Consider the following 19887-nt stretch of genomic DNA (forward strand, 5'->3'; position numbering starts at 1 on the left):
GCCAATGAAAATAACGAACATTATTGCAGAAGATGGGTTTCTATAAAAACCTTGAAAGAAATAACGATTTCTGATGAAAATCATTTGTTTGAGGCACAAATTTCGTCCTATGATCATACTGAAAATGAATATTTTGTTTTATCATCTGCAACAAAAGATCCTTTTAGATATGGCTATTTTAGAAGTATTGCGTTAGGAATTTTGATTTCGCCACACGCACAAAGCAAAATTGCTTTTTTGAACGATTCTAATATAAAAAAGAGAAAAGTTGGTGTTACTTGCGAATCCTGCGCTATTATTGACTGTCAGGAACGTGTTGCTCAACCCAGAAAATTGGAACGGAAAGAGCGTTTTGCAAAAACGGAGGAAGTCGTAAAGTCATTAATGGAAAAATACAGCTAAGAATTATGATTGCAAAATCGTATTTAAAATTCCTTTGGAGCTCCAAAAACGAACACGGAGTGCATTCTCCTTTTGTGTTTGATTTGATTACCAAATGTTTTTATGACAAAAAGAAATACCCTGAATATTCCATTTTAAAAGAATATAGAAAATCACTTCTTGAAAATAAAAATACAATTGAAGTAACCGATTTTGGTGCTGGTTCAAGAGTTTTTAAAAACAATACAAGACAAATTGCTAAAATTGTTAAAACAGCAGGAATTTCTGAAAAAAGAGCTGAATTATTGTTTAGAATCGTTCGCTATTTTCAACCAAATAGTATTTTAGAAATAGGAACTTCATTAGGACTGGCAACCGCTGCATTATCAGTAGGAAATTCGAAAGCAAAAATATCGACATTAGAAGGTTGTCCGAATACTATGAATCAATGTCAATTGCAATTTCAAAAACTGTCATCTCGAGCGGAGTCGAGAGGCAATTTCAATAATGTAGAATTTATAAATACCGAATTTTCTGCATTCTTTAAAAAACTTCAACCAAAAACCTACAACCTTATTTATTTTGACGGTAATCATTCAAAAAAAGCGACTTTAGATTATTTCGAACTTTTATTACCAACAATTGCTAACGATTCTGTTTGGATTTTCGATGATATTCATTGGTCACAAGATATGGAAGAAGCTTTGGAAATTATCAAAAACCATCCAAAAATTAGAGTTACTATTGATACTTTTCAATGGGGAATTGTGTTTTTTAGAATCGAGCAAGAAAAGGAACATTTTATAATTCGGGTTTAATACTATTAAACAAAGATGCACAAAGAAACAAAGAAGTTTTACAAAAAAGCTTTGTGTTAACTTTGTGAATTTTTATGTAATTTTGAACTTAAAACTGTAACATTTTATCAAAAAACGATACTTATATTTCAAATTTCATTTTGTACTTTAAAATCTGAAATCAAAAATCGTTAATCTTCATTCTTAAATCAATATGAGTCAACCTTTAATCAAAATAACAAATATCAAACGCGATTTTGTTCTCGGAACTGAAATCATAAATGTACTTAAAGGTATCGATTTAGAAATCAACAAAGGCGAATACGTAGCTTTAATGGGACCTTCAGGTTCAGGAAAATCAACCTTAATGAATCTTTTGGGATGCCTAGACACGCCAACATCAGGAACCTATATTTTAAATAACAAAGACGTTTCCCAAATGGTTGATGACGAACTCGCTGAAATCAGAAACAAAGAAATCGGTTTCGTTTTTCAAACTTTCAACCTATTGCCACGCACAACCGCTTTAGATAATGTGGCTTTGCCTATGATTTATGCTGGCTATTCAAAATCAGAAAGAAAAGCTAGAGCCACAGAGGTTTTAACGCAAGTAAACCTCGATGACAGGATGGATCATCAGCCCAATCAACTCTCTGGTGGTCAACGACAAAGGGTAGCTATTGCTAGAGCATTAGTAAATAAACCATCCATAATTCTTGCTGATGAACCTACTGGAAATCTCGATAGCAAAACATCCGAAGAAATTATGAAACTTTTTGGCGACATACACGCCAACGGGAACACTGTAATTCTAGTAACTCACGAAGAAGATATTGCTGCTTACGCACACAGAATCATACGTTTACGAGACGGATTGATAGAAAGCGACACAATAAAATAATTTTTTTTAGAAGCTATTTACTTAGTTAGTTCGCCCCCGCTCGTGTCCGTGTGACTGGCGAAGAAAATTCGTGTTTAAATTTTTAGAACCTAAAAGGGAAACGCACTAAAGTGCATAGTTTTAAGTATTTTTGAAACCAATAAATCTTACAACCAAAATGAATATTGCACTTTTAACCTGCGAAAAATTACCCAATCTTCTTGAAACCGATCAATTATTAATTCCAGCATTAGCCAAACACAATATCGTTGCAAAAGCAGTAATTTGGGACGATAAAACCATCAATTGGCAAGATTTCGACGTGTTAATTTTCAGAAACACATGGGATTATTACGAAAAACAGGAAGAATTTGATGTTTGGCTTCAAAAAATAGAAAAACTGGATATAAAAACCCTGAATTCGATAGCAATTATCAATCAAAACAAACACAAGTTTTATTTGAGAGAACTTCAAAAAGGAGGTTTTACAATTCTTCCAACAGTTTTTATCGAAAAAACAGACGATTTAGACATTTTAAAAATAATTCCAAAACATTGGAAAAAAGCAGTAATAAAACCAGCCTATTCAGCTGGTTCCTATCAAACTTCTGTTTTTGAAGTTCAAGAAACTGACAAAATAAACCAAGAATACCAATCCATTGCTTCCAAAAAAGAGTTGCTTTTACAAGAATTTATACCTGAAATTCAAACTCTTGGCGAAACATCATTTGTTTTTTTTAACAAAAAATTCTCACACGCCGTAAACAAAAAACCAGTGGATGGCGAATTTAGAATTCAAGTGCAATTTGGCGGAAAATACCAATTGGTTACACCGTCTGAAATTTTGATTCGAAAGGCACAAGAAATTGTCAATACGTTTTCTGAAGATTTACTTTATGCAAGAGTGGACGGAATAATTATCGAAAATGAATTACATTTAATGGAAATCGAATGTCTTGAACCAGATTTGTATTTTAATTTAGCCAAAGGCTCTATGGACAAATTTGTAAACTCAATTTTAGAATTAATTAAAAATCCAGAATTAAAAATTAAAAATCCTGAAACAATAAACTAAATTTGTATATTAGATTAAATCCTAAATCAAAAAATCTTAAATTCTAAGTTAATAATGAAAGTATATACAAAAACTGGCGATAAAGGTACCACAGCACTTTTTGGGGGAACCAGAGTTCCTAAAGACCATATTCGAATAGAAAGTTATGGAACTGTTGACGAATTGAACTCACACATTGGCCTAATTCGTGATCAAGAAATAAATCAACAATACAAGGATATTTTGATTGAAATCCAAGACAGACTATTCACTGTAGGAGCTATTCTTGCCACACCACCTGAAAAGGAAGTGATGAAAAACGGCGAACTTCGTCTTCAAAAACTCGGAATCATCGAATCGGATATCGAATTACTAGAAAAAGAAATTGACACAATGGAAGATTCTCTTCCACAAATGACACATTTCGTTTTGCCAGGCGGACACACAACCGTGTCATATTGTCACGTTGCAAGATGCGTTTGTCGTCGTGCAGAACGACTAGCCGTACATTTAAGCCATAATGAACCCATTGATGAAATGGCTGTTAAATATTTAAACCGACTTTCTGACTACCTTTTCGTCTTGGCACGAAAGTTGTCCCACGATTTAAACGCTGATGAAGTGAAATGGATACCCAGAAAGTAGGTGTTTTAGATTGCTGAATTTTGAATTTTGATTTCAGTTTAAAAACAAATCAAAAATCAAAAATCGTTAATCAAGAGTCAGTAATCAAACACGTTCTTAACTTTATTTGAAAATAAATCAAAAAAAACTTGATTTTTTCAGTAGAAAAATTATTTTTGCATTAAATTAAAATTCAACAAGATGTATTGGACATTAGAATTAGCATCGTATTTAAGTGATGCCCCTTGGCCAGCAACCAAAGACGAATTAATCGACTACGCCATTCGTACAGGAGCTCCATTAGAAGTGGTAGAAAACCTACAATCTATAGAAGACGAAGATGAAACTTACGAATCGATGGAAGAAATTTGGCCTGATTATCCTACTGACGAAGATTATCTTTGGAACGAGGATGAATATTAGCAATAAAACCTACTAAAAAGTCTCTACACGAGACTTTTTTTTGGTTAAATTTTCAATCTCAAAAAACACATACTATTTAAAAACAATAATTACAATTACTGAATTTAAAACTATAAATTCGTAATTCGTGATTTATAATTCGCAATTAAAAAATGAGTTTCATAAACAACATATTAAAAGTATTTGTAGGCGATAAATCTCAAAAAGATGTCAAAGCCATACAACCTCTTATCGCTAAAATTAAGACTTTCGAAAGCAGTTTGGCTTCTTTATCTCACGATGAATTAAGAGCCAAAACAGCACATTTTAAAAATACAATTAAAGAAGCTCGTTCCGGAAAAGACGCGAAAATTGAAAGTTTAAAACTAGAAGTTGAAGCAATACAAGATATTGATGAACGTGAAGATGTATATGCTCAAATTGATGTTCTTGAAAAAGAAGCCTACGATATTTCTGAAACAACATTAAACGAAATTCTTCCAGAAGCCTTTGCGGTAATTAAAGAAACTGCCAAACGTTTCAAAGAAAATACGCAAATTACGGTTACAGCAACAGCAAAAGACAGAGAACTTTCAGCAACAAAATCCTATATCAACATAGTTGGTGACACTGCCGTTTGGGCAAATTCTTGGAGTGCTGCTGGAAAAGAAATTACTTGGGATATGATTCACTATGACGTTCAGTTAATAGGTGGAGTGGTATTGCATCAAGGTAAAATTTCAGAAATGCAAACAGGTGAAGGAAAAACTTTAGTTGCTACACTTCCACTCTACTTGAATGCTTTAACTGGAAACGGAGTGCATTTGGTTACTGTAAATGATTATTTGGCTAAAAGAGATAGTGCTTGGAAAGCACCTTTGTTTGAGTTTCACGGACTTTTGGTAGACTGTATTGATTTGCACCAACCTAACTCAGATGCTCGTCGAAAAGCGTATGAAGCGGATATTACTTACGGAACAAATAACGAATTTGGGTTTGACTACCTTCGTGATAATATGGCACATTCGCCAGACGATTTGGTTCAGAGGAAACACAACTTCGCTATTGTCGATGAAGTCGATTCGGTTTTAATTGATGATGCTAGAACACCATTAATCATTTCAGGTCAAGTAACCGATGGCGATCGTCACGAATTTACAGAATTAAAACCAAAAATTGATAATTTAGTAAACATTCAACGTCAATTGGCAAATGGATTCCTTACGGAAGCCAAACGATTAATCAAAGAAGGAAATACTAAAGACGGTGGTTTTCAATTATTGAGAGCGCACCGAGCATTACCAAAAAACAAAGCTTTAATTAAATTTTTATCCGAAGAAGGCATAAAATCACTGTTGCAAAAAACAGAAAATCAATACATGTCTGACAATAACAGAGAAATGCCAAAAGTAGATGAGGCATTGTATTTTGTTATTGAAGAAAAAAACAATCAGGTGGAGTTGACAGACAGTGGAATCGAAGTAATGTCTAAAGATACGGAGCCTACTTTTTTCATATTACCAGATATTGGAACTGAAATTGCTCGCATCGAAAAATTAAACCTTTCTGTTGAAGAACAAGGAGAACAGAAAGAAAAACTATTCCAAGATTTTAGTATCAAAAGCGAACGTATTCATACACTAACACAACTTTTAAAAGCCTATACACTATTCGAAAAAGATACTGAATATGTGATTATGGAAAATAAAGTAATGATTGTTGATGAACAAACGGGGCGTATTATGGATGGTCGTCGTTATTCTGACGGATTGCACCAAGCCATTGAAGCAAAAGAAAATGTAAAAATTGAAGATGCTACCCAAACCTATGCTACAGTAACGTTGCAAAATTATTTCAGAATGTACAGCAAACTCGCTGGTATGACTGGAACCGCAGTTACAGAAGCTGGGGAACTTTGGGAAATATACAAACTAGATGTGGTAGAAATTCCAACCAATCGTGAAATGTCACGTATTGACAAAGAAGATTTAATTTACCGTTCAGTTCGTGAAAAATTCAATGCAGTTATTGAAGATGTTGTTGAATTGTCACAATCAGGAAGACCTGTTCTTATTGGTACAACATCAGTTGAAATATCCGAATTATTGAGCCGAATGCTGAAAATGAGAAACATTCCACACAATGTTTTGAATGCCAAAATGCACAAACAAGAAGCACAAATTGTAGAAGAAGCTGGAAAAGCTGGTGTAGTAACTATTGCTACCAATATGGCAGGTCGTGGAACCGATATTAAGCTGACTCCTGAAGTAAAAGCTGCTGGAGGATTAGCAATTATTGGTACCGAACGTCACGATTCTCGTCGAGTTGACAGACAGTTGCGTGGTCGTGCTGGCCGTCAAGGTGACCCGGGAAGTTCACAGTTTTATGTATCACTAGAAGACAACTTGATGCGTCTTTTTGGTTCGGATAGAGTAGCCAAAATTATGGATAGAATGGGATTGAAAGAAGGCGAAGTTATCCAACACTCGATGATGACAAAATCTATCGAAAGAGCGCAAAAGAAAGTTGAGGAAAACAATTTTGGAACTCGTAAACGTTTGTTAGAATACGATGACGTAATGAATTCGCAACGTGAAGTCGTATACAAACGCCGTCGTCACGCACTGCACGGAGAACGTTTGAAGCTCGACATTGCCAATATGATGTATGACACTTGTGAAGTGATTGTCGAAAAAAACAAATTATCAGGAGATGCCAAAGGTTTTGAATTTGATTTAATAAAAAATTTATCAATTGAATCACCTGTTTTGCAATCAGAATTTGCAAAAATGTCAAATATTGAATTGACAGGAAAAGCATACAAAGCAGCATCAGAATACTATGCTGAAAAAAATATTCGTGATGCTAAAGAAGCGTTCCCAATTATTAAAGGAGTTTATGAAAATCCAAATAACAGTTTTGAACGTATTGTTGTTCCATTTACGGATGGTCAAAAATCGTTGAATGTCGTAACCGATTTGAAAAAAGCTTATGACACCAAAGGAAATCAATTGGTGGCTGATTTTGAAAAAAACATTACACTTGCTATTGTTGATGAAGCTTGGAAAAAACATTTACGCAAAATGGACGAGATGAAACAATCAGTTCAATTAGCGGTACACGAACAAAAAGATCCTTTACTTATTTACAAATTTGAAGCTTTCAAATTGTTTAAAAATATGTTGGACGGTATTAATAAAGAAGTGATTTCATTTTTGTTCAAAGGTGATTTGCCTAACCAAAACAACAACATTCAAGAAGCAAAAGAAGTTCGTCAAAAAGAAAACTATATCGAAAGCAAAGACGAAGTTTTAAACAGTGACGAACAAGCGGCTAGAAACCACGAAGCAGGACAAACGCAACAACGTCAGGTTACAGAAACCATCGTTCGAGATCAACCAAAAATAAATCGTAACGACAATGTAACTATTAAAAATGTCGTTAGCGGTAAATCAGAAACTATGAAATTCAAAAAAGCAGAAAGCTTATTAATTTCAGGTGAATGGGTTTTGGTTAGTGAATAATTAGATTATATATTGAAAATAGATAAATCCTTAATTACGAAAGTAGCTAAGGATTTTTTTTATATTTGGTAAATTTAACATTATGGATTACAAAACATATACACCAACTCCAAAATTAGCCGAATTCATTAAATGTTATTGGACATTGGATTCACCTGTGGAGTCAAATCCCGAAAAACAACGAATTGTACCTGATGGTTGTATCGAAATGATATTTCATTATGGCGATTTTTACAAACAATATTCAGAAGACGGAAGTTTTATAATCCAACCTAAATGTTTTGTTTTTGGACAAATTACCCAAGCTTTAGATATAGCCCCAACTGGAACAACTGGAATTTTTGCCATTCGTTTTCATCCAGATGGTTTTACATCATTTGCTACAATGGTAGTTACCGATATGAGAAATAAAGCGGTTCCACTTACAGAATTATTCGGAAATGAAGGAGTTATTTTAGAAATAGAAATGTTAAAAACAACTAATGTTGAAGATAAAATAAAAATAATTGAAGCTTTTTTAATGTCAAAATTAATCACTCCTCAATCCATAAACAACATTATAAAATCCAGCATAGAAACCATTATGGAATTAAACGGGCAACTATCAATTGATGATTTATCTGATAGTTTAAAAATAAACAGAAGGCAATTGGAACGAAAATTTTCAACAGTTATTGGTCTTAGTCCAAAGCAACTTTCTAAAATAATCAGGATACAAGCCACGCTAAAAATGCTAAATAATAAAGAATTTACGAATCTAACTTCTATTGGCTATGAAAGTAATTACTACGATCAAGCACATTTTATCAAAGACTTTAAAGAATTTACAGGTATCAGTCCAAAAAAGTTTTATTCCAATAACCTTAAAATGTCTTCTTTATTTTCAAGTATGGAATAGGCTTGTCGCATTTTTACAATTTTAGAGATTTAAATTAGTCCAATTTTGTGTTGCAATAATGCAATTAAATACAAATAAAAATGAAAACAATATTTAATCTAATCGCACTTTTTACCCTATTCGCTTTTTCTACAAACTGCAATATCGATGAACTTCGCTTTTTGGAAGGTACTTGGAAAATGGAAAATAAAGAAAATTATGAAACTTGGAAATCCATAAGCAAAACAGAATTGGAAGGTAGTTCGTATAAAATTAAAGCCAATCAAAAAATTGTATCCGAATATTTGTCAATCAAAAAAGTGGATGGAAAAATAATATATACTGCAAAAGTATTGAATCAAAACAACGCACAACCAATTGATTTTGTATTAAATAAAGAGATTACTAACAAAATCTCTTTTGAAAATGTAACACACGATTTTCCTAAAAAAATTCAATATACAAAACTAGACGAAACCACCATTTATGTTGAAGTCTTAGGCGAAAATGATAAAGGTTTCTCATACAAAATTATGAAACAAAAATGATTTATCTTTAAGAAAAAAGTTCTATTGAAAATTTTCTATTCCATATCAATTTCAATTTTATTACTATTGCCTTCCCTAAGCAGTTTGGCGGTTTATGCTTCTTTTAAAATAAGCCAAAAAGAAATTGCCAAAACATTTTTTATAAAAAAGGAAATTAAAAAGAACACGTGTCAAGGAAAATGCCATTTAGCCAAACAACCCAAATGATTTTAAAAGTTATGGTGTTTTAGGGGAGCATTCTGAAAAATTTGATTTTTTAAAGTCAAATTTAATTATTGGCGGATTGTTTGACCAAGAACTTGTTTAATGCGCGAATTGGATATACAATTAAAGGAATTGAATTTTATACCAACATTATGAATCTAACCGATAAATTGTATGCTTACAACGTTGCTAAAGGTAACAACACAACTGACTAAGCAAACTATACCTTTTCTGCACCCAGAACTTTTATTTTTGGAATGGAATATAAATTTGATTTAAAAAAATAATTTTTAGAAACTAATCCAGCTGTACATTTCAAACGAAGTTCACTGAACACCGATTAAAAAGAAAATAATTACTATATTTGATTATAACAAGTGATAATTAATCTTAAAATATATAATTATGGCAAAGAGTCAAGATGCTAAGAAAACTTTAAAAAAAGAACCTTTGAAAACTGCAAAAGAAAAAAAGGAAGAAAAACGAGAAAAGAAAAACAATCCTAAAAGAGATTAGAAATTTCAATCCCCAATTGTGTAACCAGTTGGGGATTTTTTTATATTTGAAAAAAAATTAAAAATTAATGTTTCTAAATCAAAAAATTGTAACTGCAAGAAAACTCAAAGGACTCACTCAAGAGGAATTGTCCGAAATGAGTAAAGTTACTGTAAGAACAATTCAAAGAATAGAAAGCGGAAAAGGAACTCCTAGCACTTTTACACTAAAATCGATTACAACTGCTTTAGAAATTCCATTTGAAGAACAAATAACTATTCTAGAAGATGTTAATTTTAAAAATGAGGAGGCTAAGCACTTTTTAACAATACTCTATCTTTCTTGCTTTTCGTATTTAATAATTCCATACATACATTTTCTAGTCCCTTATTATTTATCTAAAAGAAGAAAAGAACAACATCCTATAATTTTATTGTACGCTAGAAAAATAGTTTTAAATCAAATTTACTGGATTGTTGGAACGCTCTTTGTTTTCCTATTAGCACTTGGATATAATTTTTTTCAGGCAATTTATTTGAATAAAAAATATCCTTTAAATTATATGTTAGTATTTTTTGCAATGTATTTAATAAATGCACTTATTATTATGTTTAATTTAAGACATTTAAAAACAAAAAAAATATTCTAAAAATAAGGACTTATCATAGATTATCTTGTAAATGTCAGGTAAATGTCAGGTAGAATTCGATAGCGAAAAATAAGTTGCACATTACATTTGTAAAAAAAACAACTATGAAAAGTCAATCTAAAAGTTATGCATTTCTATTGATTATTGTGCTATTTATCGTTTCTGGCACTTTTAATAAATCAATGGCTCAAAATTTTCAAAAAAAACCAATTAACCAACTTATCTTACCTGATAAAAATGAAATCAATTTTGTTTGGTTAAGCGATTCTGTTGGTGAAAAACTAGAACCACATTCCGCTTTGCTTATTCCAGTAAAAATAGCTGATTGCCCTAAACAATTCTATATGCAATTTGATTTAGGTTCTTCTTATTCGATGTTTTATGATGCCAAAATAAACGCTATTAAGTCGAAATATCCTAAAAATATTCATACAAACGATTCTCTTACAAAATTAAGTAACCTACATTTTACAATTGGTAAAAACAAAATAATTGCCAATGATATTTTTTTAAAAAAGCTTGGCAATCCAAAAATTAATTGGAACGATAAAAAAAGTATCGAAATAATAGGAACATTTGGAGTCGATTTTATTCAAAACAAAACCCTTACAATTAATTATCCTGAAAAGAAAATTCTTATACAGGACTTGATACCTGAAAAATTAATTTCAAAAATTACATTAGCTGATTTTATGTTTGTTCAAAATAGCATTTTATTACCCACGGTTATTAAAGGAAAGAAAACAATGCTCTATTTTGACACAGGCTCTAGTGCTTATGAACTTCTAACCAATAAAGAAACCTGTACTTTACTCGCAGAACCCAATACAGAATCAACACAATATAAAGTAAAATCTTGGGATAAATTTTTAATTGCAAATACTTTTATAACAAAAGAAAAAATAGAAATTGCTGGACTGGAAATGCCCCTAAATAAAGTCACATACATTGACGGTGCTAGCAATTCACAAATTGACCAAATGATGAAAATGGGAATGGGTGGTATGACTGGGAACAAACTTTTTCTGAATCATATTCTTTTTATTGATATCAAAATGAAAAAATTTGGAGTACTAAAAGTGAAATAATCATAATAAAAATAAAATTTTCAATCCTCAACTTATTTCAGAATTGGGGATTTTTTTTTGATTAATTAAAAACGAATCAATCCTATTTTAAAAACAATAACTACTTTTGTAAAAATATCATCAATTTTACAAAAATGCCTAACACAGAAACCTTCGATACCTTTTTCAATAAATTCAAAGAAAGCATTAGTAATGGAACTTTTGCTAAATTAACTTTGGCAAAAACTATTGGCAATACTCAATTAATGAATATTTATGTTCGAACTATTGTGATTGATGATGAACTTAAATTTACGCTAACTTTTAAGTATCAAACCGAAGAAGAAATACACAATCACACTATGGATGAAGCTATTCCAATACTGACATCGTATATGAATAATCCTTTCCTAAAAGCTTTATTATTTACCACTATTTCTGATGTAACTTTAAAACTAAATAAGAAAAGAGTAGCCACAATAATAGAACAAGCACCTACTTTTAAAAATGCAGATGCTTTGTATCTAGAATGGTATTCTACTCAATAAATTTTAAAGGATAACTAATTTTTTTATGTAATTGGTTCCGTTATAAAACAATTCTAAAATATAAGTTCCAGTTGCTAAATAGCTGGATTGAAATGTCAACGAATTTCCATCAATTGTAAATAAACTATCAAAAACTTTAGAACCCTGCATTGTATAAACAGCTATGTTTATGGTGCCTTTTAGAATTTCACTGAATTTGATATTTATAGTTCCTCCAATGACAGGATTTGGAAAAATAGTCATAAATTCATCTGAAAAAGTTGTTCCAGGAGTATCTGGAATTTTTGGTCCAAATATAGGGATTTTTTCAAATCGTGCTCCAAGCACTGCAGTCGATTGCGCTTCAGTCATACACAGCCAATCTTGCATAATGGATGCGTATATTTGGCGAAAATCAAATTGCATCGGAATTTCGCTTTCAACAGTTGCATTGTCAGGTAATTCAACTGATTTTCCAATCATTCCAGACACAGGGTGTGCTGTTCCAGCTACCGTATTTTTTCCAGTCTTTAATGCCGCTCCAAAAAACAATACTGGAGCACACGTTCCATGATCGGTTCCATTACTATCATTACTTTTTATCCGCCTTCCAAATTCGCTAAAAGTCATTCCTGTTACAATTTCTTCCTTACCTATTAGTTTTAAATCTGCTTGAAAAGCACCAATTGCAGTAGACAGAATTCCTAAATTTCGGGCTTGTTTTCCGTTAGTCTTATCAGAATCTAATACTTGATTTTCGTGAGTATCGTGACTATTGGGATGATTGACAATATAAATTGGAGTTTGTAAACCACCATTAATTAATTTTGCTACAATTTTTAATTGATCTCCTAAATAGTTATCTGGATAAGTTACTGATTCAGGTTTGGGTACATTATATGCCGTTTGAATTGCTGATCGATACGTATTACTTTGATCTTTCATTAACCTCAAAAAAGTTAATTCGGCACCATAATCAGAATTTGGTGCTGGATCAGTAGTTGCATTAATAACATTTAATAACTGTTCTGGATCAGGAACACTATATGCCATATTAATATTTGGTCCTTGCAAAGAAAATGGTAATGTAGAGCCTATCTGAATTGCTAATGGATCTGGCATATCCGCATTTGGAAACAAAATAGGGAAACCTGGATACACTTCATTTAATGCACGACCTAACCAACCCGTTTGCAAAGATACATCACTATCTGAAGCTGTAAACCAAATGTCTGTAGCTCTAAAATGGCTGTAACTAGGATTCGGATATGAAACTCCTTGAACAATCATCATCTTGCCTTCGTCGTACAAATTTTTCATTTCAGGCATCGCTGGATGTAATCCTGTCGTCAAGTTTCCTTCTAAAGTAAGAACCGCAGTTTCGTTCATTAACATATTAGATCTAGCTTGGGAAAGTTGACTCCATTTATCACGAGGAAAAACGGTATTTAAACCATCATTACCTCCATTCATTTGAATGATAACTAAAATTTTTCCACACCTTGCGGCTGCCGAAGCCATTATTTGTAAATTATTGCTTTCCAATTCAGAGGAAGCTAAAACGGGTATATGATTGAACAGAATAGGTACTGAAGTGGCTAATGCTGTTGACTTTAAAAATTTTCTTCTTTCCATTTTTATACTAATTAAAGTTACATTAACTGATATTCTGCAAATTCAACAATTGTCACAAGCAAATTTCTTAATCTGGGTTTAACAATAGCTTCAAAATCGACATTATTAGTATTCCCAATATAATTAGTCCAAGCTTCTTGCCAGTAATAATTTGGTTGTCCAGTAGATAATAAAGATCGGAATTTTAAAATATTTTTTTGATCTAGACTTAAATCTATTGGCAATAAATATTTTATACATTCGCTAACTAATAAATCAGGATTACTACAGATAGCATTGGGAAATTGTTTTACAAAATCTATTGGATTTACTTCCAATCTTGTAGTCAAACCATTACTAGTAACATCAAATCCATAAAAGAAATAACCAATCCAAGCAAAACGACGCTGAATAGAGTTTGAATTAATCCAATATTCGTGAAAAGAGGGTTTTTGGTAAAAGGCTTGCCAACCAGAAACAGTAGGAACTTTTCCAACACTTTGCTCCATTTCACTAACGGCATAATTAATAAGACCCCACATTTCATATTGTGCTTGGTGATTAGAGGAATCTGAAACATTATAATTCATATTAAAACTTCTCATGAACCCTAAAATCACATCAAATGGGCTCTTAATATAAACGCCTCTATTGGCCATATCAAAGAAATGTTCGCTCCTAAATAATTTATCTAAAACTGGTGCGATATCCCAATTACTATCAACAAATACTTGCGCCAATGGTACAATAACATTGGTTTCAATATTAGCATCAATATCATAATACACAAAGAAACGATAGAGTCTTCTGCATATATATTCGGATACGATTTTTGATTTAGAAAAAATCATATCGATAAATAAATCGATTTCAATTTCGCCAGAACTAGGAATCATTGTATTATCAAAAAAAGCAGAGAATTGCTTATTAGTAGTATCGTGACGGTTTAAAATAAAGTTTGTAGATTCAGTATCTGTATTCAAATTTTGTACCCTCCAACCAGTAAGCAACTTTGACGCTTGGACTACATCAGCTTGAGAATATACGTTTGTAACGTCTTTACCTAATGTAAAAAGTTCCATAATTTCTCTTGCAAAATTCTCGTCAGGTGCGTTTTTAGAATTGGCCTGATTGTTTAAATAAAACATCATTGCAGGCTGCGTTGCCATTGCTCTAATTAATGTTTTGAAATTACTCGTAACAACATTATCTCTAAACAATTTTACATATTTATAACAAATTCTTGCTGAGTTTGTATTTACATATTGATTTTCAGATTGCTGAACAATTCCAAAATCAATTGGAATAAAATGATACCAAAAAAGTGTCATTTTTTCTTTGATAGTGATGTCGTGATTTAACTTTAAACCAAGGCTCCAATAGCGTAAACTCTCTGTTCGATAACCATTCGTATCATTACCGAGATCATAACTTGGAAAGGAATTATTTGTCCAATCCGCTCCGTATGGCAGTCCGTTTTCATCTGGTTCAAGATTATTATAATAGTTTACTGGAGGTGCTGATGGTGTGTTATTTACTGCTAAAACAGTATTTATCGCATCATTAAAAGACAAACTTGTGAGTAAATCCACGTCTGCTTTTTTAAATCCAAAACCTATTCTTCGTAACAAATGCAAAGCTTCTGTAGTTGACCAAGTGCCTGTGTAGGGTGTCAATCCAGATGTTACAGGATTTACCCGTTCAGGTTTCGGTTCTGATACAGTTCGTTGATTTATTGCTCTTCGATTCTTATAGGTTAAAGAAGAGGATTTCCTTCCATTAAAAACCTTTCTAGAGTATTTGAGAAATAAGGGATCTATTTCTTGAGCATTCTTAGAAAATTTTACAATTAATTTATGAAATAATTGTCTCCGAGTTAAAGTAGTATTTCCCATAATGATTTTTCATAAAGTAACTAAACGACTAATTTATAAAAAAAGTATGAGCTCTTTTGATATTTTTTAAAATAGTTAAAAAATTAACTATTGTTAAACTATTTATAATCAAATGTTTGTAAAAACATCTGATTTTCTGTTAATCCACAAAATTTATTGAATAAGTTGAAATCTAATTTTATTAAATAATTGAAAACCAGTAAATTATTAACACAATGTTAACATCTTTACTTGAAATTAATTTATTGTATCACCTATTTTTGTTAGAACTAAAAAAATCAAAACTATGAAACTAATTACTATTAGAAAGCATATTTTATATGCTTTGTTACTTTGTTGTTGTCATTTTACAGCGCAAAGTCAGACCACACCAACTCCTGAGCCAAGATTCAAAACATTTCAAACTGGACAGGCTTTTACTTCAATCACATCAGATACAAACAATAACGTTTGGGCTGGAACTACAAGTCAGGGGATTTTCTTTTTAGACCAAACTTTACAGAATCCGACTTTTAGTGTACTATCATTAGGAACAGCCCCTGTTATAGGAACCACTAGAATGACTTCTATGGCAAGAGACAAATCTGGCAATATTTGGGTTGCTCACGAGGGAATTAATACAACTGGAGGGCAAGGAGGTATTGAAAAAATAAATGTAACTACTCTCGCTGTTCAGCACTTTGGACCTGGAATAAATGCAAGAGGGTTTAGTTCATATTCTCAAGGTGACGGAATACCTACAAGAAGGGTACAACAAATAGTAGTTGACCCCAATAATAAAGTATGGTCTGCCCACAGATACCACGATGTTACTAGTGCTCCAGATTATATTGTAACACCAGGCTCTATCTGTTCTAGAATGGCTGATGCAGATGGTCCGTTTACTCATTACAGCACTTGGAGAGATTGGCAAACAAGAGCTTCTGGAGGAATTATGTTAGAAAAATTCCCTTACCCGGCCTATACCTATAATCCACCTATAAATGTTTCTCCTGACAATCGAAATGTTAATGCAATTTCTGTTGATAGAGGTTTTATCTATATGAGTGTTTTTCCTTATAATAGTTCTGAAACTTTTCCCATTTATAATAGCACACCTATTACCTATAACAAACCTAGATTATTAAAATACACCAATACGACACCTCCTCAATTTGTAAAAGAATATACAACTCAAGATGCATACTTCCCAACTTCAGGAGGTATATTTCATGCGGTTTATTCAAATAAAAATAAAGGCGTGTGGGTTACTACTCCTAGTGCTGGTAATGGCTTTTCTGTATGGGTGCCAACGTCAACTGATATAAACGGAGGGGAAGGATTATGGTATAATGTAACAGACCCAAGCATCGTACCTCCAGGAACAATTTTTAACAAAGGAGCTATTTGGGGAGATACAGCAGGTAGAGTTTTTATGGGGACAAATAAAGGAATTATTGTATATAATGGTTCTGGTGAAGTTCATAGTCCTTATGCATATACATTATTTACTAAAGATGCTTATGATTCCCCTTTATTGAGAGCAGTTCATGACCCAACAATGCTTTCTAATAATATTACATCTGGCTGTATTGAAAGTGAATCTACCGAAGAATTTTCTTGGATTGCAACACCAGCTGGTATCATGAGGTTGAATTTACCAATTGGAGATGTGTATGTATATCATGTTGATGATAAAGAGCAACCTTTTAAAGAAAAAATCAACGGCAAAGAAAACTATGAGAAAATGGCTAATTTACTTTCAACTCATATTTCAATTCAATACAGTTGGGGAATTGAGAAAGAAATACCTTCATTTGCAGTAGATGGCACAAAGTCCTCAGTATTAAGATTGAAAACTGATGATCCAGGTGGATATTATGCACAAAATCCAATTTATAAAATAGAATTAAGAAAAGAAACTTCAGATCCCTTGCCAGGAGATCCAAATAGCCCAGAATATATAGACAGATATGGAAAACTAACTTTAAAGCCTATAGCTGATTATGAGGGACAACCTCAAGTTCAGGATTTAAAATATGTTGACTTTATCTATGAGCACCCAAAGTATATTGAAGGAACTGATTTTGTCCAAAATAAACATTATACAAATTATGATATATTTGTATTTAAAAGAACCCCTCAACAAACTGATGTCCCTATTTTTAGACATCCTATAAGATTGTGTTTGCCACCAGTTTTATTTGGTCATGGTGTTTGGTCAAATACAGCATCATTACAACAATTTGAAGATTATTTTAGATCACGTGGCTATACTGAATATGAAACAGGAAAAGCATGGAGATTGGATGCTAAAATAGCTGAAAATCATTTTTATAGAGATGCACACATCATTCCTACATATATTAAAGGGCTCATTAAAAAAGCAATTGATGGAAAAGTTTCTGCAGGAAAAGTAAATGTAATAGTACATAGCAGAGGAGGATTGTATACACGTGCTTATATTGAAGAAATTAAACCCGATATAACTTATAAAAAAGACATTAATGCTCTAGTAACATTAAACACGCCTCATTTTGGTTCTCAAACAGCTAACGGAATTTTAGATAAACGAATTTTACTATCAGGTTTACAAAAAACAATATTGTTAGCTTCAATACTACCACAACCATTATCTAACTTATCAATTTCAAATGAAATTAATTATGGGCCAACAGAACCTTTGCGAATTGGAGATCTATTTAGCGTTGCTGCTCCGAAAGCTGATCGCGAAAACCATTATGGCGCTAAAAATTTAACAGTTGAAAATGATTATATATCAGGGGCATTAGATGCTTCTACCTGGTTTGTACCAAAACTAAACAGTCCAGCTTACAGAAATAAAATGCAAGGCATCCCTTTTCATGCAGTTGCTACAAATTTTTCGCTTTGTCAACTTGAACCTATACTTTGCAATGGGAGTTTGGCTCTATCAGGAGCTATTTTTGCATTGCCCAAAAAAATATTTTGGATAAAACTATTACTTTCTGCTACCAACTTTGCTTTAAATACTCTACCACAGGGTGCAGATGCGTTTATGAGTTATATCTATAATGGCCCAAGTGATGCCATTGTACCAAGGGCAAGTATGAGAGCTAATTTAGCAGATCAATTTGTTAGTACATTCGATGGTCAAAATGTCTGCCATGTTGATACTGGAAGTTTTTTAAATAGTTCAGGTGTAACTACAAATGCAGAAATTCAAGGTTCAATATTCTTAAAGTTAAAACAAAAGTTTAATCTCCAAAATAGTAATACAAACTTTACTAAAGAGGGTATTACAGCTCCTCTGGGATTAAATTATACCTTTTTAGCAGGTTTTCAAGGACAAACTTTAAGACAAGCTAATAATACTGTAAATAATAGTAAAGTTTTAATTCACCCCAACTCATTTATTCCAGAATTAAAATCAGGTGTTAATACAACTTTTGATGTATATCAAGAAAATGTTGATAAAATAATGATTGAAATCACCAGTAATAAGGATGAAGACAATACTTTTTATTATGAAAGAGAAGTGAATTTAGAATTTAAAAATAACTTTTCATTCCAAGTTCCAGCAAATATTTTTGGAAATATAAAAATTACCGCTTACGGTTTTAAAGAAGGTAAAATGACTGCCATTCATGAACTTGATAAAACAATTGAAATTCCAACTAATGTAACATTGCAATCTATTAAGTTTGCTGAAAATGTTATTGAAGTTTCTGAAAAAAATCAACACAGATTCAAATTACTTGGTATGTATAGTGATAATGTGGAACGAGAAATCAATGATTTGGTTGGAGTAACCTACACCATAGAAAAAGATTTGATAATTTCTAGAACCGATTCAGAAACTATAAAAACAAATATTCCTGGACAATCAAAATTAACAGCAACTATTGCCTCGCTTACTGCAATATCTAGGTATGATGTAGTAGAAGATATTGCCTTAAAAAAGACAATTATTACTGATTACTTCGCAGAATTCCAACAAACAGGACCAATAAAATTAAATTGGAAATCTTTGATTGAATACAACTCTAATAAGTTTATTTTAGAAAGAAGTACTGATAATATTACTTTTACTGAGATAAATCAACAAAACGGACTTGGAATTAGTTATGATATTAAAAACTATAATTACATTGATAACACGACTGATGATATTGTTTATTATAGATTAAAAGCTACTGATATTTTTAATACCGAAGTCTTTAACCAAACTATCCAAGTAAACAGAAGCCCACTTTCAATTAATGATGCAAAATTCAATAGTAACAAACTCGTTTTGTCTCCAAATCCATTAACTGAAAATACAGGAACATTATCTGTTTATAGCACATTAAATGATGATAATGCTTCTTTAAATATTTATACTATTTCGG

General features: G+C 31.9%; 14 protein-coding genes and 1 pseudogene. 13 read left to right on the forward strand and 2 right to left on the reverse strand.

Going from position 1 to position 19887, the window contains the following annotated elements; all coding sequences use genetic code 11:
• The 12 genes and pseudogenes from RMO70_RS06215 to RMO70_RS06270 all read left to right on the forward strand — a co-directional run.
• Window positions 1-402: pseudogene (locus tag RMO70_RS06215) on the forward strand (DNA-binding protein); the annotation flags it as partial.
• Between the two features lie 5 nt (window positions 403-407).
• The gene (locus RMO70_RS06220; protein WP_310555563.1) at window positions 408-1199 is read left to right on the forward strand and encodes a class I SAM-dependent methyltransferase; all 792 of its coding nucleotides are present in this window, start codon (window positions 408-410) and stop codon (window positions 1197-1199) included.
• Between the two features lie 193 nt (window positions 1200-1392).
• Entirely contained in the window at window positions 1393-2079 is a 687-nt protein-coding gene (locus RMO70_RS06225; RefSeq protein WP_310555564.1) for an ABC transporter ATP-binding protein, read from the forward strand.
• Between the two features lie 157 nt (window positions 2080-2236).
• Entirely contained in the window at window positions 2237-3133 is an 897-nt protein-coding gene (locus RMO70_RS06230; protein ID WP_310555565.1) for a hypothetical protein, read from the forward strand.
• Between the two features lie 54 nt (window positions 3134-3187).
• Window positions 3188-3757 (forward strand): cob(I)yrinic acid a,c-diamide adenosyltransferase, encoded by a 570-nt coding sequence (locus RMO70_RS06235; protein ID WP_310555566.1) that lies wholly within the window; start codon window positions 3188-3190, stop codon window positions 3755-3757.
• A gap of 180 nt (window positions 3758-3937) precedes the next feature.
• Window positions 3938-4159 (forward strand): DUF2795 domain-containing protein, encoded by a 222-nt coding sequence (locus RMO70_RS06240; protein ID WP_011962743.1) that lies wholly within the window; start codon window positions 3938-3940, stop codon window positions 4157-4159.
• Between the two features lie 152 nt (window positions 4160-4311).
• On the forward strand, window positions 4312-7662 hold the full coding sequence (secA, locus tag RMO70_RS06245) for a preprotein translocase subunit SecA (RefSeq protein WP_310555567.1): 3351 nt from the start codon (window positions 4312-4314) through the stop codon (window positions 7660-7662).
• Between the two features lie 82 nt (window positions 7663-7744).
• Window positions 7745-8560 carry a helix-turn-helix transcriptional regulator gene (locus RMO70_RS06250; protein WP_310555568.1) on the forward strand — a complete coding sequence of 272 codons (816 nt, stop codon included), beginning with the start codon at window positions 7745-7747 and terminating at the stop codon, window positions 8558-8560.
• A gap of 80 nt (window positions 8561-8640) precedes the next feature.
• Window positions 8641-9087, forward strand: a complete 447-nt coding sequence (locus RMO70_RS06255) for a DUF6265 family protein (protein ID WP_310555569.1) — start codon at window positions 8641-8643, stop codon at window positions 9085-9087.
• 787 nt (window positions 9088-9874) lie between these two features.
• Window positions 9875-10435: a helix-turn-helix domain-containing protein gene (locus tag RMO70_RS06260; protein ID WP_310555570.1), complete on the forward strand. Its 561-nt coding sequence runs from the start codon at window positions 9875-9877 to the stop codon at window positions 10433-10435.
• 104 nt (window positions 10436-10539) lie between these two features.
• Entirely contained in the window at window positions 10540-11523 is a 984-nt protein-coding gene (locus RMO70_RS06265; RefSeq protein WP_310555571.1) for a hypothetical protein, read from the forward strand.
• 134 nt (window positions 11524-11657) lie between these two features.
• On the forward strand, window positions 11658-12050 hold the full coding sequence (locus RMO70_RS06270) for a hypothetical protein (protein ID WP_310555572.1): 393 nt from the start codon (window positions 11658-11660) through the stop codon (window positions 12048-12050).
• Between the two features lie 3 nt (window positions 12051-12053).
• Here the strand turns inward: RMO70_RS06270 and RMO70_RS06275 are convergent, their stop codons facing one another.
• On the reverse strand, window positions 12054-13664 hold the full coding sequence (locus tag RMO70_RS06275; protein ID WP_310555573.1) for a DUF1501 domain-containing protein: 1611 nt from the start codon (window positions 13662-13664) through the stop codon (window positions 12054-12056).
• Window positions 13665-13681: 17 nt separating this feature from the next.
• Complete coding sequence (locus tag RMO70_RS06280; protein WP_310555574.1) at window positions 13682-15538, reverse strand: DUF1800 family protein; 1857 nt, start codon at window positions 15536-15538, stop codon at window positions 13682-13684.
• Between the two features lie 286 nt (window positions 15539-15824).
• Here RMO70_RS06280 and RMO70_RS06285 point away from each other — a divergent pair.
• Window positions 15825-19887: hypothetical protein (locus RMO70_RS06285; protein WP_310555575.1), on the forward strand; the 4063-nt coding region annotated here is incomplete at its 3' end.

It is taken from the genome of Flavobacterium sp. (genome assembly GCF_031422135.1).
GTDB lineage: Bacteria > Bacteroidota > Bacteroidia > Flavobacteriales > Flavobacteriaceae > Flavobacterium.